This window comes from Candidatus Kinetoplastibacterium crithidii (ex Angomonas deanei ATCC 30255), from assembly GCF_000319225.1.
Classification (GTDB): Bacteria; Pseudomonadota; Gammaproteobacteria; order Burkholderiales; family Burkholderiaceae_B; genus Kinetoplastidibacterium; species Kinetoplastidibacterium crithidii_B.
This window is the reverse complement of the sequence record NC_019815.1, coordinates 385,596-405,335: the sequence shown is the minus strand read 5'-3', so window position 1 is coordinate 405,335 and position 19,740 is coordinate 385,596. Positions and strand designations below refer to the sequence as shown.

The window sequence follows — 19,740 nt, the reverse complement described above, 5'->3', positions numbered from 1 at the left end:
TATGTCAAATAAGTTGAAACCTATTTATATGGATTATTCTGCTACAACACCTGTGGACCCAAGAGTTATTGATAAGATGGTTCCATGGCTGTATGAAAATCCTGGTAATCCTGCTTCTCGTAGCCATGCGTTTGGATGGGTGGCTGAGGAGGCTGTCGAAAATTCCAGAAAGGAAGTAGCTAGGCTTGTTAATGCGGATTCTCGTGAGATAATCTGGACTTCTGGTGCTACGGAATCTAACAATTTAGCCATAAAAGGGGCTGCTAATTTTTATTCTAACAAAGGTAAGCATATTATTACTGTCAAAACAGAACATAAAGCAGTTTTAGATGCTTGTAGAGAATTAGAACGCAAAGGTTTCGAAGTTAGCTATTTAGATGTAAAAGAGGATGGTATTCTAGATATAGATTACTTGGGGTCTTCTATAAGAAAGGATACTATTTTAGTATCTGTGATGTTAGTTAATAATGAAATTGGTGTGATACAAGATATTAAATCTATTGGGCATTTGTGTAGATCAAAAGGTGTTTTATTACATGTAGATGCTGCTCAAGCAACTGGTAAAGTTGAAATTGATTTGAAAGATTTGCCAGTTGATTTAATGTCATTTTCAGCTCATAAAACTTATGGACCTAAAGGCATAGGAGCTTTGTATATATCTCGTAAGCCAAGAGTTAGAATCGAGTCTCAAATGCATGGCGGAGGGCATGAGAGGGGTATAAGATCCGGTACTCTGCCAACACACCAAATAGTAGGTATGGGAGAGGCTTTTCGTATAGCTAGGGAAGAAATGTCTTTAGAAAACGACCGTATTAAACTATTACATGATAGATTATATCAAGGAATATCTAGTATAGAAGATACTTATGTTAATGGAAGTATGGAGCATAGGGTTCCCCATAATTTAAATATAAGTTTTAATTATATAGAAGGAGAATCTTTAATGATGGCTTTGAATGGACTAGCAGTCTCTAGTGGTTCTGCTTGTACTTCAGCTAGTTTAGAACCTTCTTATGTTTTAAGAGCTCTCGGTCGTAGTGACGAATTGGCCCATAGTTCTATTCGTTTTAGTTTAGGAAGATTTTCTACTATGGAAGATGTTGAATATGCTATTGGGCTACTAAAAGTAAATGTTGCTAAATTAAGGGAGTTATCTCCTTTATGGGAAATGGTTAAGGAAAACATTGATATTAGTACAGTTCAGTGGTCTGTTAATTAAATCAATTAAGTAGTAATAAAGGTAAACATATGGCTTATAGTGATAAAGTTTTGGATCATTATGAAAATCCTCGTAATGTAGGGTCATTAGACAAAAATGATAAATCTGTAGGAACAGGTATGGTAGGAGCTCCTGCTTGTGGTGATGTAATGAAGTTGCAGATTAAAGTAAGCGGGGAAGGTTTAATCGAAGAAGCAAAATTTAAAACTTATGGTTGTGGATCTGCGATAGCTTCAAGTTCATTAGTTACTGAGTGGATAAAAGGAAAATCTGTAGATCAGGCTTTGACTATACGTAATACTGATATAGCAGAAGAGCTTGCTTTACCACCTGTGAAAATACATTGTTCTATTTTAGCAGAAGATGCTATTAGATCTGCTGTAAAAGATTATAAGGAAAAAAATAAAATATAAATGGGGCTTATTTCATGTCTATTTTGCTTACTAAGCAGGCAGCACTAAGAGTTTCTAACTTATTGTCTCAAAGAGGTTCTGGGGTTGGCCTTAGAATTAAAGTGAAAACAACTGGTTGTTCTGGTTTATCTTATAAACTTGAATATGTTGATAAGTGCAGTTTGGAAGATCTAGTTTTTGAGAGTTTTGGAGTTAAAATCTTTATTAAAAAAGATCATCTCATATATTTAGATGGAACTGAGATAGATTATGCAAAAGAAGGTTTTAAAGAAGGTTTTAAATTCATTAATCCTAATGAAAAAGCTAGGTGTGGTTGTGGAGAATCTTTTACAATATAATTAGAAGCTAATGTTAGATGATAAGAATAATTATTTTAGTTTGTTCAACCTCAAAGTTGCTTTTATCTTAGATGAGGATTATTTAGATAAGACATGGAGAGATCTATCAAATTTAGCTCATCCTGATAGATATGTAGGATTTAGTAAGGTAGATCAGTCTGCATCTGTTAGACTTATGTCATTTATTAACGAAGCATATTATAATTTGCGAAATCCAATCAAAAGAGCTCGTTATATTTGTGAGCTTAATGGCATAGATTTTGACAATGCTGATTCTTTTAATGATTCTAACTTTCTTTTAGAACAGATGGAATTGAGAGATTTACTTACTAATATTATTGAACAAAGAAATATTGAAGCTTTAGATATCTTTATCAAAGAATTACAGAATAAAAAAAATATTCGTTTTGAATTATTATCAGTTTTTCTAGATAAATCTTCAGATTATCGTAAAGCTAGTATTGTGATTAAAGAGTTAATGTTCCTTGATAAAATAATGAAGGAAGCTCTTGATTATAAGCAATTGTAGTATTTTAATTTTTTAAAGTTATTTATAATGACATTATTGCAAATTTCAGAACCGGAAAATCAAGATGATGAAATCTTGAAAAGAAATTTATCTATAGGTATTGATCTAGGCACAACAAATTCATTGGTTTCTTTTGTAAACAATGTTTCAGAGCCAGAAATTATTTGTGATTATAATGGACATTCTTTAATTCCGTCTATCGTCAATTATAGTGGTAAAGAAGCTGTTGTTGGTCAAGATGCTCTTAAATTATTAGATGATGTAAATACAATTTCTTCATTTAAAAGATTTATGGGAAGGTCAATTGAAGGAATAAATGATAATTTTCCTACCTATAATTTTGTTAGTGAAAATAATATATTAAAAATACATACTAAAAGTTGTAATATTACTCCTGTCGAAATTTCTGCCGATCTTCTTTCTTATTTAAAAAAAATAGCAGAAAATAAATTACATGAAAAAATTAATGACGCTGTTATTACGGTTCCTGCTTACTTCGACGAAAGACAACGACAAGCTACTAGGGATGCAGCAAATTTGGCTGGTCTAAATGTTTTGCGTTTATTGAATGAACCTACTGCGGCAGCTATTGCTTATGGGTTAGAGAATTCTAATGATGGTATATATGTGGTTTTTGACTTAGGAGGAGGAACATTTGATATTTCTATTTTAAAATTACATGATAGTATTTTTGATATTCTATCAACATTTGGCAACACTGTTCTAGGTGGTAATGATTTTGATGAAATAATAGCTAATTATATCACTGGTCTAGCTACTAATAAGGATATTTCTTTGAAAGACAAAAGAAATATCCTTATTAAATCTAAGTCCATTAGAGAATCTCTGACAACTAATGAAAATTGTGAATTTAATATAGTTCTTGAAAATGGACATGCAATTGTTGGTTCTATAGACCGTATTATTTTTAAAAAAATATCAGAAAGTTTATTAAATAAAATTAAAACATGTGTACACCAAGCTATAAAAGATTCAGGATTAAATATTAAAGAAGATATTCTTAATATAGTCATGGTTGGTGGAGCTACACGCATGCCAATTATCAGAGAATTAGTTATTGATATCTTTGATAAAGAGCCATTAATTAATATTGATCCAGATAAGGTAGTTTCTCTAGGAGCTGCTTTGCAAGCAGATAGGTTAGTAAATAATAATCACATTGAGAATAATTGGTTGTTATTGGATGTAACTCCTTTATCCCTAGGAATTGAAACTATGGGAGGACTTTTTGAGAAAATCATACCACGTAATAGTAAAATCCCTATATTGGCAAAACAAGAATTTACTACTATGAAAAACAATCAAAGATCCATGAGAATTCATGTTTTGCAAGGTGAAGGGGATCTAGTTCAAGAATGTCGTTCTCTTGCTTATTTCGAATTGAATGATATTCCTCCAATGTTGTCTGGTGTGCCTCGTATTGAAGTTAAATTTCAGATTGATGCAGATGGTTTATTACAAGTTTCTGCAAGAGAAACCACTAAAAATATAGAATCCAGAATAGTTGTTAAGCCATCTAATGGTTTAACTAATGATGAAGTAAAGCTAATGATCCAGAAAACTTTGTTATCTAATGATAATGGTGTTAATCGTTTTTTATTAGAAAAACAATTGGAACTGCAAAAACTAATTGAGACAATTGAGGAGGCGTTAAACCAAGATCCTTATGTAATTAGTGAGCAAGAATTATCAGTCATAAAGAATTCATTAATTGATGCCAAAAAACATATAAATGATTCAAATATTAATTTATTAGAATCGATTATAAATGATTTATCTATTAAAACTGAAAATTTTGCTATTTTAAGAATGAATTATCACATAAAGAATTCTTTATTTAAAAAGAATATTCTTGATATTTAATATAATATTAACTATGCCTAAAATTACAATACTTCCTCATCCAGATATTTGTCCAAATGGTAAAATTATAGAAAATGCACCAAATGGTTCTTCTATTTGTGAAATATTATTATCTAATGGTATAGATATTGAACATGCTTGCGGTCTTGTTTGTGCTTGTACTACTTGTCATATTATTATTAAAGAAGGATTTTCTTCTTTGAATAGTATCGATGAAATAGAGGAAGATATGCTAGATAAAGCTTGGGGGTTAACATCTTGCTCTCGTTTATCTTGTCAAGCTATAGTGATGGAGGATGATTTAACAATAGAGATACCGAAATATAGCATTAATCATGCTAAAGAAAAATATTGAAAAACTAGCACTTTCTTATTCTATTTATGTGCTAGTTTTATGGTTTTATTCTGGTCTCATGTGAGGGAATAATATGACATCTCTAATATTGTTTTTATTAGTTAACAACATTAGTAATCTATCTATTCCTATCCCACATCCTCCAGTTGGTGGCATGCCATACTCTAATGATTTAACATAATCAAGATCTAAAAATAGTGATTCTTCTTCTATATTTATATTTTTCTTATTAACTTGGTCAAGGAATCTTTGTAGTTGTTCCTCTGGGTCATTTAGTTCTGAGAAGCCATTAGCTATTTCACGTCCTGCTATAAATAATTCAAATCTTTCTGCAATTTGAGGACGTGAGTTTGATTGTTTTGCAAGAGGTGATGTTTCGGTAGGATAGTCAATTATATATGTAGGTTCCCATATTTTTGATTCCGTAGTTTCTTCAAATAAATATAATTGTAAATATCCTAATGATATTGTTTGTAAATTTTCTATATTAATTTTATTATTTAATTTTATTATTTCACTATATAAAAATTCTTTGTTATTTAGAGAGTTATAATTATATTGTGGATTGTACTTACATATAGCTTGGCATATGCTAATTTTTTCAAATTCTTTAGAAAAATCTAATTGTTTGTCTTGATATTCTATTTTAGAGTCTTTATGTATTAAAAGAACTGTTTTCTTTATCAAATCTTCAGTGAAATCCATTAACCAATTATAATCAGTGTACGCGGCATAGAATTCCATCATTGTAAATTCTGGATTATGTCGAGGGCTTACTCCTTCATTCCTAAAATTACGATTTAATTCGAAAACTCTTTCAAAGCCACCAATTATTAGTCTTTTTAAGTATAGCTCTGGAGCTATTCTCAGATACATATCCATATTGAGAGAATTGTGATGTGTGACAAAAGGTTTAGCTGCAGCTCCACCTGGTATTACATGTAGCATAGGAGTTTCTACTTCCATGAAACTAGATTCATGCATATGTTGTCTAATGTAATTAATTACATCACTACGTGTTTTAAAAGTTTGACGAGTATCTTCTGATATTATTAAATCAAGATATCGTTGTCTATATTTTATATTTTGATTAGCTATACCATGAAATTTATCAGGCATTGGTCTAATAGCTTTAGATATTATTTTTATGGAAGAAACATGTACAGATAATTCATCTTTGTTTGTTTTAAACATTATTCCTTCGACATATACTATATCGCCTATGTCAAATTGTTTAAATTCTTGATATACATCATTACCTATTTTTTTCTTATCTAAATATAATTGTATTCTAGCAGTGCTATCTTGCAAACTTGCAAAACTGGCAGCTCCCATGATTCTCTTAAGCATTATGCGTCCAGCAATATGAACTTTAATATTAGCTTCTTGAAGTTTTTCTTTGCTTAAAGTGTTATATTGAACTATTAATTCTATATTTTTATTACTTGGTATAAGATTATTTGGATAGTTAAAACCTGCTGCTCTATTTTTTTCTAATTTAGCACGTCTTTCATCTATTAGTTTATTGTGCTCTGTATCTTCATAACTATTGTTTGTATGCTCATTCATGGTATTTGGTTTGATTTGTTGTTATATATAAATTATTAATTAATGTAATATTTCGCTAACTTTATTATTTGTAAGGTATATATCTATATTCCTTGTTTAAGGCTTGACTTAATGAAAACATCTAAATCACCGTCTAGTACCTTTTGTGTATTAGATACTTCAATATTTGTTCTATTGTCTTTAATTCTACTCTGATCTAATACATATGATCTTATTTGGTGTCCCCAGGCAACATCAGTTTTTGAGTCTTCTAATAATTTTTTTTCATGCAAACGATTTCTTATTTCTAAATCATATAGTTTAGATTTTAATATTTGTAAGGCTTCGGCTTTGTTTCTATGTTGGGATCTATCATTTTGACATTGCACTACTATCCCTGTAGGGTTATGCGTTATTCTTACTGCAGAATCAGTTTTATTAATATGTTGTCCACCAGCACCACTAGCTCTATATGTGTCTATTCTTAAATCAGACGGGTTTATCTCTATTTCAAATGAGTCATCTATTTCTGGGTATACAAATATGCTAGCAAAAGATGTATGTCTACCATTAGAAGAGTCAAAAGGGCTTTTCCTAACAAGTCTATGTATTCCTGTCTCAGTTCTTAGGTACCCATATGAATAGTTGCCAATTATTTTTAATGTAGCAGATTTTATTCCTACAATTTCACCTAATGACTCTTCTAGAATTTCGATTTTGAAACCTTTTTTTTCTGAATATCTTATGTATTGCCTCATTAACATAAAAGCCCAGTCTTGTGCTTCTGTACCACCAGCACCAGATTGAATATCTAAAAAACAATTGAGAGAATCAGTCTTATTTACGAACATCCTTTTGAATTCTAATGATTCAATTGTTTCTTTGAATAAAATGACATTAGATTCTAAGCTCTTGATTAATTGATTGTCATTATCTATTTGTGCCAAATGAAACATTTCTATAGAGTCTTCAATATCATCGTGTATTTTAGTTAGCTCAAATACTGTTTCTTCTAATATTTTTTTTCTTTGTTAATTTTTTGTGCGTAACTATGATCATTCCATAAATCAGGATTTTCTAATTCTGATTCAATAATTTTTAATCTCTCTATTTTTTTATCATATTCAAAGATACCTCCGTAATTCGAGTACTCTTTTTAGAAAATCTTTCATTGTAATTAGTATGTTATTTTGGCCTTCTATATTCATATTTTGCAATTTGGTAAGTTTATATTTTTATTTATTACTAAAAAGTTCGTGGATTTTTTTAGAGATTGCTGACATGTTAACTCTACCAATCAATTCTTTTTTTATAATTTTTATTGTTTCTCCAATCGAGGCTTTGCCATTGATTCCTTTTGATTCAACAACCAAAATGGCATTGTTAATTACTTGATTTATCTCTTCCTCTGAGGCTTGATTCGGCAACAACTCTTCAAGAACTAAAATTTCATTTTTTTCTTGTATTACTCTAAGTTCTCTATTGGCTTTTGTAAATTCTTGAATTGACTCTAACCTTTGATTTATTTGTTTTTCAATTATACAAATTATATCAATATTATTAAGTTGTGTCCTTTTCTCTATTTCTTTTTCTTTGATTGCTGCTAACAAAAGTCTTAAAGTACTTAGTCTTTCTGTTTGATGACTTTTCAATGCAGCTATTAATTTATCCTGTATAGTGTCTTTAATGTTTATTGAGTTCATAAGATAGTATAAAAAAGTATAGTATATTTCAATATATTAAATGATTTATGAAATGTTTTGTACTATATTAGTGGTCTTATTATTTTTATATTATTATTATTATGTCTTATTCTGTAAAAGAAATATTTAAAACATTACAAGGTGAAGGTTTTCATTCTGGAAGGGCTGCAGTTTTTTGTAGATTTTCAGGATGTAATTTATGGAATGGTTTGGAAAAAGATAGATTAACATCAGATTGCAAGTTTTGTGATACTGATTTTATTGGAACTAATGGTGTTAATGGAGGTAAATTTAAAAATGTTGATTTATTAGTGCATAGTATTTCAAAGGAATGGGGTTGTGAGAATTATGAAGATCGTTATGTTGTTCTAACTGGTGGTGAACCATTACTCCAGGTTGATGTGGAATTAATTGATGCATTGCATAATGCTGGTTTTTTTATTGCGATTGAAACAAATGGTACTATTATTCCTCCTGATGGTATAGATTGGATTTGTGTGAGTCCTAAAGTATCAAGGGATATAATTTTAAAATATGGTAATGAACTTAAAGTTGTTTATCCGCAGTCAAATATGAACATAGATAGTTTACTAAGTATGAATTTCGAACATTTTTTTCTTCAGCCTTTAGATGACGCTAATATAAAAGAGAATACTAGATTATCTGTTGAATATTGTATTACACATCCAAAATGGCATCTTAGTCTTCAAACTCATAAATATATAGGTATTCCATGATTTCAATTACTAGAAAGTTAGAATTTGATGCTGGTCATAGGATTCCTAATCATAAAGGTCAATGTAAAAACATACATGGTCATAGATATGTATTAGAAATTACTTTGGAGGGTTTTTTATCTAAAGTTAATAGCGAATGTGATTATGGTATGGTTATGGATTTTTCTGATGTTAAATCAATTGCTATGAAGTATATTGTTTCAAACTGGGATCATTCATTTTTAGTACATGATCAAGATCTATTGGTTTTGAATTTTTTAAGCACATTACCTGATCATAAAACTGTAGTTTTAGATAGAGTGCCAACAGCAGAAAACTTATCATTAATTGCTTATAATATTTTATTTCCTGTTTATAAAAAAGTCTATGATAAGCATTTGATTTTAAAAAAAATACGTATTTATGAAACTCCTAATTGTTGGGCTGAATATCATGGAATATGATCACATGATGTTGGAATTAGCATTAAAAGAGGCTGAGAATGCTTATAAAATTGGGGAAGTTCCAGTAGGTGCTGTTATAGTTGATAGTGATAGAAACCCTATTGGTTACGGTTATAATAGGACTATAGTTGATAATGATCCCACTGCTCATGCTGAAATAGTTGCGATTCGTTCTGTTGCAAAAAATATAAACAATTATAGATTTTCAGGAATGAGTCTATATGTAACTTTAGAGCCTTGTCTTATGTGTTTAGGTGCTATTTTTAGTGCTAGAATAACAAAAGTTGTTTTTGGAGCAAAAGATTATAAAACAGGAGTTTGTGGTAGTGTTATTAATTTGCCTTCTTTGAAAGAAATAAACCATCATACTAATGTTTTACAATTTAATGGTGATCTCGTATCAAATTGCAGCCATATTTTAAGTAAATTTTTTAAGAATTTACGCACTAGCATTTCTTAATGCATTACTCTCCAATTATTTTTTATTGCAATTATTTCGAAGTTTAAATGTATGAAAACTTTGACTGGAAGTTGTATATATGAATGTTTTATTAAAAAAAGTCGTTTTTTAACGAATGCATCATATGTTGGTAGCTATAAAGAAGCAGAATTTTTTTTTGAACAACATTTTTCTAGAACAGCAACTCATAACTGCTGGGCCTTTAGAGTTGGTAGTACGGCTCGTTTAAATGATGATAAAGAGCCCAGTGGAACAGCAGGAAAATCTATTTTTGATGTTATAGAAATGAATAACTTAGATAGAATCGCCATACTTGTATCACGTTGGTATGGTGGAGTGAAATTAGGAAGTGGTGGTTTAGTCAGAGCTTATCGTTTTTGTGCTTCTGAATGTGTGAATGCAGGAACACTAATAGATGTTGTTAATTACTCATATTTAAAATGCAAACTCGAAGTTAGCTATTTTTCTTTGTTGAATAATAGACTCAGAAAAATGAATCATGTTGATTTATTAGAAGAGGAGTTTTATAGCAAATTTGTTGTTATTAAAATAAAGATGCCATGCAACAATATTGATTTAGTCATTAGGCTAGTGAACGATATTACTAAAGGTAGTGCTATATGGTTATAATTTAGTAATATCGTTTCAATAGTTTATTGTTTTGCTGTGTTAATTATTTCTTCTAGTTGTTTTGCTGATAAAGATCCTGGTTTTGAATATACTATTTCTTGATTTTTGTATATTAAAATTGTTGGTATAGATCTAATATTTAATGATGAGGCTAACTTAGATTCATTATCAATATTTATTTTGACGAATAAAATATCTTTGTATTTTTTCGAAGCTTCTTCAAAAATAGGAGCAAAATTACGACAAGGGCCGCACCAAGGAGCCCAAAAATCAACTACAATGATACCATCTTTTTTGATAGTTTCATTAAATGATTCTTGATCTAAATTTAGTAAGTTCATCTTTACCTCGTAAATTTGTAGATTTATTTTTAAGTATTAGTTCAGTACATTGTTCTTTATAGGAACATTTTTATTCTACCATTAAGTTTGTTTTATAATGCATATTATAATATATTATTAGAGATTTTTTTAATGATTATTCTAGGTTTTGAAAGTTCTTGTGATGATACTGGAGTATCAATATTCTGTAGTAATCGAGGTGTTGTTATAAATTTGGTAAATAACCAGTCTCTCATACATAAAGATTATGGAGGTGTAGTTCCAGAATTAGCATCTAGAGATCATTTAAATAAAATTTCTTTCTTGACTAATAAAGCTTTTGAAAAAAGCGGCTTGTCTTTTTCTGATATAGATGCTGTTGCTTATACTATTGGTCCTGGATTAAGTGGCTCGCTTTTAATCGGATCTAGTTTTGCACAAACTGCAGCTTGGTCTATGAATATACCTGCTATTCCAATACATCATCTAGAAGGTCATTTATTGTCACCGTTGATTTCCAATGCAAAGCTGGAGTTTCCATTTATTTCTTTGTTGGTGTCAGGTGGTCATACTCAATTAATGGCAGTTAATAAAATTGGTGATTATAATGTGATAGGGGAAACTTTGGATGATGCAGCTGGTGAAGCTTTTGATAAAATCGCTAGATTAATGGGCTTAGATTATTGTAATGGGGCAGAAATTGCAAAATTAGCAGTTAATGGTGATCCTGATGTATTTCAAATTCCAAGGCCTATGTTTAATAGTCCTAGTCTAGATTTTAGTTTTAGTGGTTTGAAAACAGCAGCAATGATTAGGATAAAAGAACTACAGTCCAAAGAAATGTTTGATCATATAGCTCGAGCAAATATTGCTGCATCTGTTCAGAAATCAATAATAGATATATTAATACATAAAAGTTATTTAGCTGTAAAGAGAACAGGTATTAAAACAATAGTAGTTGCTGGTGGTGTAAGTGCTAATAATTTATTGCGTGTTACTATGCTAGATTCATTAAAATCTTTGTCTTGTAAAGTTTATTTTCCACCATTGGAGTTATCTACTGATAACGCTGCCATGATTTCCTTTGCTGCATATTTGAGACTTAAACATAATTTAATTAACATGAATAGTCTTAAATATAATTTGTCTGTGAAACCAAGATGGAATTTAAAAGATGTAAATAGTATATATTAATATATTATTTGATCTTGTTTTCTTTGTTTTGTAATAATCTGGCAATATTGTTTTGATGTCTATATAAGAGTATAGTGCATATTGTAATTATTAATATTAAAAAAGGTTTTTCTGCTTTCCATAGTATTTTATCAAATATTACATAATATATTGGTGTTAGTAAGCTAACTATAATTGAGGAAAGAGAGGAATATTTAAAAACTTTTATTGTTGTTAACCATGTTGCAAAAGAAATAAAGGCCAGTGTCGGCTCGATATTCATTAAAATTCCGAAGAATGTAGCAACACCCTTACCACCTATAAATTTTGTAAATATAGGGTATATGTGACCTAATAATATAGCAATTGCACTAAAACATATTATTTCTGTTGATGGATTGTAGCAATATAACTGTACTATTTTTAAACCTATATATCCTTTTGATATATCTCCAATAAGAGTTGCTATAGCAGCAATTTTATTTCCAGTTCTTAGCATGTTAGTGGCACCTGGATTTTTTGATCCGAATGTTCTTGGATCTTCTAAATGCATAATTTTACTGATTAAAATGGCAGAAGGAATTGATCCAATTAAATAGGAAATTAATATTAATAACAAATAGTTTTTATTTAGTATTTCTGTATACATAATATGCCTCCATGACTATGTGATATAGTTTTAGTATTATAATTATTAATCAATTTATATGTAGGTTTTTAATGCGTATTCTTTTATCAAATGATGATGGTTACCACGCTAAAGGTTTAAAAAAGTTAGCTGACTCTTTGCAAAGTATAGTAGATTTACAAGTTGTTGTACCAGAATCTAATTGTAGTGGTGTATCTAATTCACTAACTCTTAATAGACCATTGAATGTTCATATAAATTCTGATGGTTTCATGATATTGAATGGTACTCCAACAGATTGTGTACACTTATCTTTAACAGGATTGCTAGATAAAAAACCAGATTTAGTAATATCTGGAATAAATAACGGAGCAAACATGGGTAATGATGTTTTGTATTCAGGAACTGTTGCTGCCGCAAGAGAGGCTTACGTTCTTGGTGTTCCTGCTATAGCTTTTTCTTTGGTGGGTAAAGGTTGGAATCACATAGATAGTGCAGTGAGAATCGCTAGCATTTTTGTTAAGAGTTATATTGATTGTGGTATAGATAGTCTTTTTTTATTGAATATAAATATACCTGATGTTAGTTTAAGTGCTATAAAAGGGATTTCAGTAACAAAATTAGGTAAAAGACTACCTTCTAAAAATATGATAAAAAGTTATAATCCTTATGGAGATCCAGTTTATTGGATAGGTCAATTAGGACCTTCTGTTGATGATATTGAAGGGACTGATTTTCATGCAATTTCTAAAAATCATATATCGGTTACATTGCTAGAAATAGATTCATATGTTAATGCCGATATTTCATTTTTAAAAGAATGGGTTTCAAAAATAGATATTTAAATTCTAATTGTTATGAATTTATTAATATTTTTTATGTTTTCTTTCAAAGATTATTTTTGACATATGATTATTTTTGTTTTGCTTTTTAGTAAATTAAGACAAATAACATACGATTTTTTGTTTGTATTTGTTGTGGCTTTATCTTTTTGTTTATGTGGTTGTAGTAACTGTAGTCACGATATGGCTAGAATCACGGATATTCCAGTTGTTAATGATGATTTGCGTTTATTCAATTTTTACATAGTTCAATCAGGTGATAGTTTATTTAAAATAGCTAAGCATCATAATATTGATATTGGAACTATTAAGGAAATTAACAGGATTAATAATGATGTTATAAAAATTGGTGATATGCTATATATACCAACTTCTATTTATAATTCACAAAGAAAAAAATCTTATGTAAATATTGATAAATCTGTAAATTTTACTAGAAATACAAATAAGCTTAGTATAGAAGAAAGAAAAACAACTATAAATAATGACTCTTGGGGTTGGCCTTGCAATGGAGATATTATAACGAAATTTGATTCTTATAATAGAGGTATAGATATTTCTGGAAATATTGGGGATTCTGTTGTGGCAGCTTCTGATGGGAAGGTTGTATATAGTGGTAACGGAGTGCGTGGTTTTGGTAATTTATTAATTATAAGTCATGATGATGGATTTATAACAGCCTATGCTCATAACAGTAAACTTTTGGTTGTTGCTGGTGATATGGTTTCTAAAAATATGAATATTGCAGAAATGGGAAAGAGTGATTCAGATTATTGTAAATTACATTTTGAAATTAGAAAAAATGGAGTTCCAATAGATCCATTAAAAGTTCTTCCTGTAAGATGAAATCAATAATAGTATTCGACATTGAAACTATACCTGATATAGATGGCTTAAGAAAGCTGAATAGTTTTGACGGAGATCTTTCTGATTTCGAGTTACTTGAACTAGTAAAGCAAGAGCGTATAAAGAAAAATGGACATGATTTCCTACCATTGCATTTGCATAGAATAGTTTCTATTAGCTGTCTGTTTAGGAATGCTGATGTAGTAAGCATAAAAACATTAGGACAAGAAAATGATTCAGAACAATCAATACTGTTATTATTTTTTAAAATTATAAATCGTTATACACCTAGATTAGTTACTTGGAATGGCTCAGGGTTTGATTTGCCAGTTATTCATTATCGCAGTTTAATTAATAAAGTTATTTCTGGTAAATATTGGGATTTAGGTGATGATAATAGAGAATTTAAATTTAATAATTATATAAATCGCTACCATAGTAGACATATAGATTTGATGGATGTTTTGTCAAAGTATAACGTACGTGCGAGTGTTCCTATGGATGAATTAGCAAAACTATGTGATTTTCCTGGCAAGATAGGAATGGATGGCAGTATGGTATGGGAAGCTTGGTGTAATGGTGACATAAAATCTATTCGATCATATTGTGAGACAGATGTTGTAAATACCTGGTTGTTGTATTGTAGATTTTGTTTGTTTGAAGGTTCTTTAGATTTTGATTCTTATACAAAAGAAGTTTCTTTGTTAAAAAAATATATTTCGAATCTTGAAGATGATCATTGGGTTAAATTTATTGCTTCTTGGAAGGATATTATTTAGTGAGCGATATTTTAGAGATTAATTCTATTGATTTAAATGCTAGAGGTGTATCACGTTACAATAATAAAGTTGTATTTGTTGATGGTGCTTTGCCTGGAGAAAAAGTAGTAGTTGATATCGTTAGAAAAACAAAAAAATATGATCTAGCAGTATTAAAACAGATAGTAACTCAGTCAAATTTTAGAAAAGAACCACTTTGTAAGCATTTTGGTACATGTGGTGGTTGTATTATGCAGCATATAGATCCGAAATCACAGGTATCTATGAAACAGCGTATATTAGAAGATAATTTATTTCATTTAGGAAAAATAAATCCAGATTTTATTTTACAGGCTATTTATGGACTAGATTGGCAATATAGGTGTCGGGCAAAATTTTCTGTAAAATTAGGATCGAAAAAATCTTTTGTTTCCATTGGTTTTCTGGAGCGTCGTAGTCTATTTGTTACTGATATTAATTACTGTCCAATTTTGCATAATGACATTAGTAAACTAATTTCACCATTGAGAGAGGTTATTTCTCAACTATCAATTTCAAGGAATATATTTAATATAGAAGTATCTATAGGAGATAACTCAGTAATTCATTTGTCAATTTGTACTTCTAATCAATTAAGTTATACTGACAAAAGTCTTTTGTTGAAATTTGAGAAGGAATATAATACTAAATGTTGGATTCAAAGAGGGAAGAATCAAGAGCTTTATCAGATAAGTAATAACGACAGAGAGTTATACTACTCATTACCTGAATTTGGGTTTCTAATGCATTTTAATGTGAATGATTTTACGCAAATAAATCATTCAGTGAACAGGATAATGGTATCAAGAGTTTTATCATTGCTAGATATTAAGCCATCAGACGTAATCTTAGATTTGTTTTGCGGTCTTGGGAACTTTACTTTGCCATTAGCTACAAAGGCTAGGAAAGTTATAGGTATAGATATAAATAATGATTTGATTGTTAGAGCTTCAAATATAGCAACATTTTATAAATTAGATAAAATTATAAGTTTTAAAGTTGTTAACTTATTTGAAATAGAAATGAATTGGTTTTCTAAACTAGAAATTTTTGATATTTTGCTATTAGATCCTCCTCGTGATGGAGCATTTTCTATCGTTAAATCGTTGTCTGTTTGTAAAAAAAAGTTTTTGCCAAGAAGAATAGTATATGTTTCTTGTAACCCTTCTACTTTATCTAGGGATGTTAATGTATTAGTATATGAGTGTGGTTATACCTTAAAATGCGCAGGAGTTATAAATATGTTTACTCATACTGGACATGTTGAATCTATAACAGTACTCGAATTATAGTGTTTTTAATTCTTGATGATTTTGTATATATAATTATTATAGTTATTTTTATTGCTGAATATTATGTTTGAATTTTTTAGAAAAAAATCTCGTTGGATTGTTTTAATAGCAATAATTCTCATTATACCAGCTATTTTTTTTTCTGGGATAATGATGATTAATAAGTCTCATAAAGATAAAAAAATAGTTTCTATAGGTAATTCTAATATAACGCTTTTTGATTTTGAAAAAACTTATTCTAGTTTTATAAGAAAAGTTATTTCAGATACTAAAGATGATATAGATATATCTTTGGTAGATACACCTAAAATGAGAAAATCTTTTTTAGAAGAACTTATAAATTCAAATGTTTTAAATAAAACAGCGCTTGATTTAAAAATATCTGTATCTGACGATGTTCTTTGTAAATATATATCTTCTTTAGATTGGGGTAATGGCTATAATAATTTTTCTAAATCGAATTACATAAGTGCTTTGCGTAGTGCAGGAATTACGCCAAGAGAATTTGAAGAAGATCAAAGAACCTATTTAGCAGGACGAAAACTAATAAATTTTATTGCTATATCTCCTATATTTCCTGAAAAGCTATTAGATCATTTTACCAGATCCTCTCTACAAAAAAGAACTGTACGTTTAATAGATTATAAATATAAAAAATTTGAAGATGAAGTATCAGTTCAAGAAGATGATGTCTTAGTGTGGTATAAAAATAATAATGAATTATTAGAAATTCCTTTTAATATAGATATTGATTATCTAATTCTAGATCAAGATAATATATCTTTGGATTTTGATATAACAGATTCTGATGTAGATCATTTTTATGATAAAAATATTTTAGGTAATAATGAAGTACGTTCTTTTGATTATATTTATATAAAAAAGAAGGATGATAGATTATTAGACATAGGTAATGCTTCAAACATATTGGAACTTGTAGTTCAAGATCCAAATAAGTTTGAGTCTTTCGCTATTAGTAAAGTAAATAATAGCCAGATAAATAATTTTTATAGTAAAGATCATTTATCAGATAATTATGGACCTGAATTTTCTGAAATTGTTTTTAATCTAAAAGAAGGTGAGATATCTAATATAATAGAAACTAATGATGGATTTTATATAGTTAAACTTATAAAAAAAGCTAATAACATTAGTTATACTAAAGATCAAATAAAAGATATTATTTTTAAACAAAAGAAAAATTTGCTTTTCGTAGATTTAATATCAAAAATTAGAGATTCTATTTATTATGACAATAAAGATTTAAGTGCGATTGCTACAGAATTATCTTTAAAGAAACACAGTTTATACGGATTAACAAGAGATGGTGGTGTTATTAACTCTGATGACATTAAGAATAATTATTTTAAAGATAGGAAAATATTAAATATATTATTTAATGATTTTTTATATAATGATCGTAATTATAATCTTGTCCAGCTTTCTTCTACGAAATTTGTTATTGTTAGAATAAATTCTTTAAATGAAGCTTTCATTCCACCATATGATTTAGTTAAAGACTCTATAAAGAAAGTTGTGATATCTGAAAAAAGTAGAGATTTGGCAATAAAAAAGGCTAAAGAACTTTTAATTTCTTTAAATAATGGTAATTTCCCTAAAAATTTGTCAAACAAATTTTCCAAGCCTATAGAATGTATGCGGAATAAAGAGAGTATTGGTATTCCAACAGAAGTTTCTGATTTTGTTATGAAGATGTCACATTCTAAATTACCATTTTATGATTTTATTTCATTAGATTCTGGTCTTTACATAATTAAATTAGAAAAAATTGATGAAAATATTACTCATGATGATGATATAAATAAAAATTTTAGGAAAATATTTTTTGATAGTTATGGTAAATCTGAGTCTATGGCATTTATTAGATATTTGAGAGATAACTATAATTTAAGATTGTTTGATAATATTAATGATATTCTTAATTTAAAAATAGATTAGATATTATATTCATAAAGGTTAAAATAAACTTTTCCAGCTTTTTTTGTGCGTATTAAATTTAGATAATCTGGTATTTGTACTATTAAATTTGATTCTATATAAACTATACTATTACTATTTAGCACTCTTGGTAAATAATTCCATATTTTTTCAAATTCATTATTTTGAAATGGAGGGTCTAATAAAATTAGATCAAATTGTTTCGTTTGTTTTTGTTGAAGAAAATCTATAGCTTTTCCAGGAAATATGTTTACTTGGTTAAGTGATAGTTTTTTGCAGGTAAGTTGAATTGATTTTATCGCCTGTTTGTTATACTCTACCATTTGTACAAAATTAGCGCCTCTGGAAGCTGCTTCAAATCCTAATGATCCACTGCCAGCAAATAAATCGAGTATATTTTTATCTGTAAAATTGTTATTCCATTTATTATTTATCCAGTTGAATAATGTTTCTTTAACTCTATTCGGAGTTGGACGCAATCCATTAATTTTAGGAAATGTAATTTTGGTATTCCTATATATTCCAGAAATAATATAAACAGAGTTATTAGTCATGTTTGATTTTTTGAAAAGTAAATTTAATAAAAATGTTAGTTCTAGTAATACTATATTAGAATCAGAAGAAAAAATATTAAAAGAAGACTTTGTAAATGAACAGAATCAAGAAAATATTAATTGCGAAAAAGATAATAATTATAATAAATATTCTATTTTTACATCGCTTAAGAAAAGTTTATCTAATACAAGTAATAATTTAAATAGATTTTTTAGAAAATCAACAATAGATGAAGCTATTTTTGAAGATTTGGAGTCTGCTTTAATAATGTCAGATGTAGGATTTGAAGCATCTAGCGATATAATAAATTTGTTAAAATCTAAATTCTTGAAAAGAAATACATTTGAGATTAAAGAGGTAAAAAATGAATTATATGAAATATTAACTGATCGTTTAAAAGTTTTAGAAAGTAAAATTCATATTAATAATAAGCCTAGCATTTTTTTAATTGTTGGAGCTAATGGAGTAGGTAAGACTACATCAATTGGTAAAATAGCTTCCTATTTTAAATCTTTAAACTTGACAGTTTTATTGGTGGCAGCTGATACATTTCGTGCTGCTGCTGTAGATCAACTGCAGAAATGGGGTGATATTAATAATATAATGGTATACTCTAAAATAGGGATACAAGATCCTTCTTCTGTGGTTTTTGATGGTATTAATTTTGGCAGGGCTAAAAATGTTGATGTTATTATTATAGATTCTGCTGGAAGATTACCATCAAATATAAATTTGATGAACGAATTGACAAAAGTAAAAAAGGTTATATCTAAAGCAAACAATGCTGATCCTTACGAAACTATACTGGTTTTAGATGCCAACTCAGGTCAGAATAATATTGCACAAATATCAGCTTTTGATAATTATATTGGTATATCAGGCTTGTTTATGGCCAAGTTAGATGGGACTGCTAAGGGTGGTATTTTAGTTTCTGTAGCTTATGGTAAAAGTAATATTCGTAAAATTCCTGTTTATTGGATAGGTGTAGGAGAAAATAAGAATGACATCTTATCTTTTGTAGCTAAAGATTTTGTAGCAGCTATACTAGATAAATAAAAAATATTTTTTT

General features: G+C 28.7%; 22 protein-coding genes and 1 pseudogene. 17 read left to right on the top strand and 6 right to left on the bottom strand.

Annotated features, from left to right (window positions below):
- The first annotated feature begins 1 nt into the window (after position 1).
- From CKCE_RS01845 to fdx, 6 genes are read left to right on the top strand one after another with little or no spacing between them, the layout of a single operon-like run.
- Positions 2-1,219 (top strand): IscS subfamily cysteine desulfurase, encoded by a 1,218-nt coding sequence (locus CKCE_RS01845; protein WP_015389078.1) that lies wholly within the window; start codon positions 2-4, stop codon positions 1,217-1,219.
- A 29-nt stretch (positions 1,220-1,248) separates the two neighbouring features.
- Complete coding sequence (iscU, locus tag CKCE_RS01840; RefSeq protein WP_015238626.1) at positions 1,249-1,632, top strand: Fe-S cluster assembly scaffold IscU; 384 nt, start codon at positions 1,249-1,251, stop codon at positions 1,630-1,632.
- Positions 1,633-1,646: 14 nt separating this feature from the next.
- Positions 1,647-1,970 (top strand): HesB/IscA family protein, encoded by a 324-nt coding sequence (locus CKCE_RS01835; protein WP_015238625.1) that lies wholly within the window; start codon positions 1,647-1,649, stop codon positions 1,968-1,970.
- A gap of 10 nt (positions 1,971-1,980) precedes the next feature.
- Positions 1,981-2,499 (top strand): Fe-S protein assembly co-chaperone HscB, encoded by a 519-nt coding sequence (hscB, locus tag CKCE_RS01830; RefSeq protein ID WP_015238624.1) that lies wholly within the window; start codon positions 1,981-1,983, stop codon positions 2,497-2,499.
- Positions 2,500-2,526: 27 nt separating this feature from the next.
- Positions 2,527-4,383 (top strand): Fe-S protein assembly chaperone HscA, encoded by a 1,857-nt coding sequence (gene hscA / locus CKCE_RS01825; protein WP_015238623.1) that lies wholly within the window; start codon positions 2,527-2,529, stop codon positions 4,381-4,383.
- 13 nt (positions 4,384-4,396) lie between these two features.
- Complete coding sequence (gene fdx, locus CKCE_RS01820) at positions 4,397-4,738, top strand: ISC system 2Fe-2S type ferredoxin (RefSeq protein WP_015238622.1); 342 nt, start codon at positions 4,397-4,399, stop codon at positions 4,736-4,738.
- 45 nt (positions 4,739-4,783) lie between these two features.
- On the opposite strand, the gene lysS is transcribed toward fdx, so the two are convergent.
- The 3 genes and pseudogenes from lysS to CKCE_RS01805 all read right to left on the bottom strand — a co-directional run bounded on the left by lysS (position 4,784) and on the right by CKCE_RS01805 (position 7,989).
- Positions 4,784-6,307, bottom strand: coding sequence for a lysine--tRNA ligase (gene lysS, locus CKCE_RS01815; RefSeq protein WP_015238621.1), 1,524 nt, complete (start codon positions 6,305-6,307; stop codon positions 4,784-4,786).
- Between the two features lie 83 nt (positions 6,308-6,390).
- Positions 6,391-7,494, bottom strand: a pseudogene (gene prfB / locus CKCE_RS01810) (peptide chain release factor 2).
- 27 nt (positions 7,495-7,521) lie between these two features.
- Positions 7,522-7,989, bottom strand: a complete 468-nt coding sequence (locus CKCE_RS01805; protein WP_015238619.1) for a GatB/YqeY domain-containing protein — start codon at positions 7,987-7,989, stop codon at positions 7,522-7,524.
- A 101-nt stretch (positions 7,990-8,090) separates the two neighbouring features.
- On the opposite strand from CKCE_RS01805, the gene queE reads away from it, so the two are divergent.
- The 4 genes from queE to CKCE_RS01785 are packed head-to-tail and all read left to right on the top strand — an operon-like array spanning position 8,091 to position 10,259.
- Positions 8,091-8,726, top strand: a complete 636-nt coding sequence (gene queE / locus CKCE_RS01800; protein ID WP_015238618.1) for a 7-carboxy-7-deazaguanine synthase — start codon at positions 8,091-8,093, stop codon at positions 8,724-8,726.
- Entirely contained in the window at positions 8,723-9,169 is a 447-nt protein-coding gene (gene queD / locus CKCE_RS01795) for a 6-carboxytetrahydropterin synthase QueD (RefSeq protein WP_015238617.1), read from the top strand. Before queE ends, queD begins: the two co-directional genes overlap by 4 nt.
- A complete protein-coding gene (tadA, locus tag CKCE_RS01790; protein ID WP_015389081.1) occupies positions 9,159-9,629 on the top strand; it encodes a tRNA adenosine(34) deaminase TadA in 471 nt (156 codons plus the stop codon). The genes queD and tadA overlap by 11 nt, the downstream gene beginning before the upstream one ends.
- A gap of 51 nt (positions 9,630-9,680) precedes the next feature.
- The gene (locus CKCE_RS01785; RefSeq protein ID WP_015238615.1) at positions 9,681-10,259 is read left to right on the top strand and encodes an IMPACT family protein; all 579 of its coding nucleotides are present in this window, start codon (positions 9,681-9,683) and stop codon (positions 10,257-10,259) included.
- 23 nt (positions 10,260-10,282) lie between these two features.
- Here CKCE_RS01785 and trxA read toward each other — a convergent pair whose 3' ends face one another.
- The gene (gene trxA / locus CKCE_RS01780; protein WP_015238614.1) at positions 10,283-10,600 is read right to left on the bottom strand and encodes a thioredoxin; all 318 of its coding nucleotides are present in this window, start codon (positions 10,598-10,600) and stop codon (positions 10,283-10,285) included.
- A gap of 132 nt (positions 10,601-10,732) precedes the next feature.
- Here trxA and tsaD point away from each other — a divergent pair, with 132 nt between their 5' ends.
- A complete protein-coding gene (gene tsaD, locus CKCE_RS01775; protein ID WP_015238613.1) occupies positions 10,733-11,773 on the top strand; it encodes a tRNA (adenosine(37)-N6)-threonylcarbamoyltransferase complex transferase subunit TsaD in 1,041 nt (346 codons plus the stop codon).
- 4 nt (positions 11,774-11,777) lie between these two features.
- Here tsaD and plsY read toward each other — a convergent pair whose 3' ends face one another.
- Positions 11,778-12,401: a glycerol-3-phosphate 1-O-acyltransferase PlsY gene (gene plsY, locus CKCE_RS01770; protein WP_015238612.1), complete on the bottom strand. Its 624-nt coding sequence runs from the start codon at positions 12,399-12,401 to the stop codon at positions 11,778-11,780.
- Between the two features lie 71 nt (positions 12,402-12,472).
- Here plsY and surE point away from each other — a divergent pair, with 71 nt between their 5' ends.
- From surE to CKCE_RS01745, 5 genes are all read left to right on the top strand, one after another.
- Entirely contained in the window at positions 12,473-13,225 is a 753-nt protein-coding gene (gene surE, locus CKCE_RS01765) for a 5'/3'-nucleotidase SurE (RefSeq protein ID WP_015238611.1), read from the top strand.
- A gap of 63 nt (positions 13,226-13,288) precedes the next feature.
- Positions 13,289-14,068 carry a peptidoglycan DD-metalloendopeptidase family protein gene (locus CKCE_RS01760; RefSeq protein WP_015238610.1) on the top strand — a complete coding sequence of 260 codons (780 nt, stop codon included), beginning with the start codon at positions 13,289-13,291 and terminating at the stop codon, positions 14,066-14,068.
- The gene (locus tag CKCE_RS01755) at positions 14,065-14,847 is read left to right on the top strand and encodes a 3'-5' exonuclease (protein WP_015238609.1); all 783 of its coding nucleotides are present in this window, start codon (positions 14,065-14,067) and stop codon (positions 14,845-14,847) included. The genes CKCE_RS01760 and CKCE_RS01755 overlap by 4 nt, the downstream gene beginning before the upstream one ends.
- Entirely contained in the window at positions 14,847-16,157 is a 1,311-nt protein-coding gene (gene rlmD / locus CKCE_RS01750; protein WP_015238608.1) for a 23S rRNA (uracil(1939)-C(5))-methyltransferase RlmD, read from the top strand. Before CKCE_RS01755 ends, rlmD begins: the two co-directional genes overlap by 1 nt.
- 63 nt (positions 16,158-16,220) lie before the next feature.
- The gene (locus tag CKCE_RS01745; RefSeq protein ID WP_015238607.1) at positions 16,221-18,116 is read left to right on the top strand and encodes a peptidylprolyl isomerase; all 1,896 of its coding nucleotides are present in this window, start codon (positions 16,221-16,223) and stop codon (positions 18,114-18,116) included.
- On the opposite strand, the gene rsmD is transcribed toward CKCE_RS01745, so the two are convergent.
- Positions 18,113-18,670 (bottom strand): 16S rRNA (guanine(966)-N(2))-methyltransferase RsmD, encoded by a 558-nt coding sequence (gene rsmD / locus CKCE_RS01740; RefSeq protein WP_015238606.1) that lies wholly within the window; start codon positions 18,668-18,670, stop codon positions 18,113-18,115. The two genes, CKCE_RS01745 and rsmD, sit on opposite strands and share 4 nt — an antisense overlap.
- Here rsmD and ftsY point away from each other — a divergent pair.
- A complete protein-coding gene (gene ftsY / locus CKCE_RS01735) occupies positions 18,669-19,727 on the top strand; it encodes a signal recognition particle-docking protein FtsY (protein WP_015238605.1) in 1,059 nt (352 codons plus the stop codon). The genes rsmD and ftsY overlap by 2 nt on opposite strands.
- The last annotated feature ends 13 nt before the right edge of the window (positions 19,728-19,740 follow it).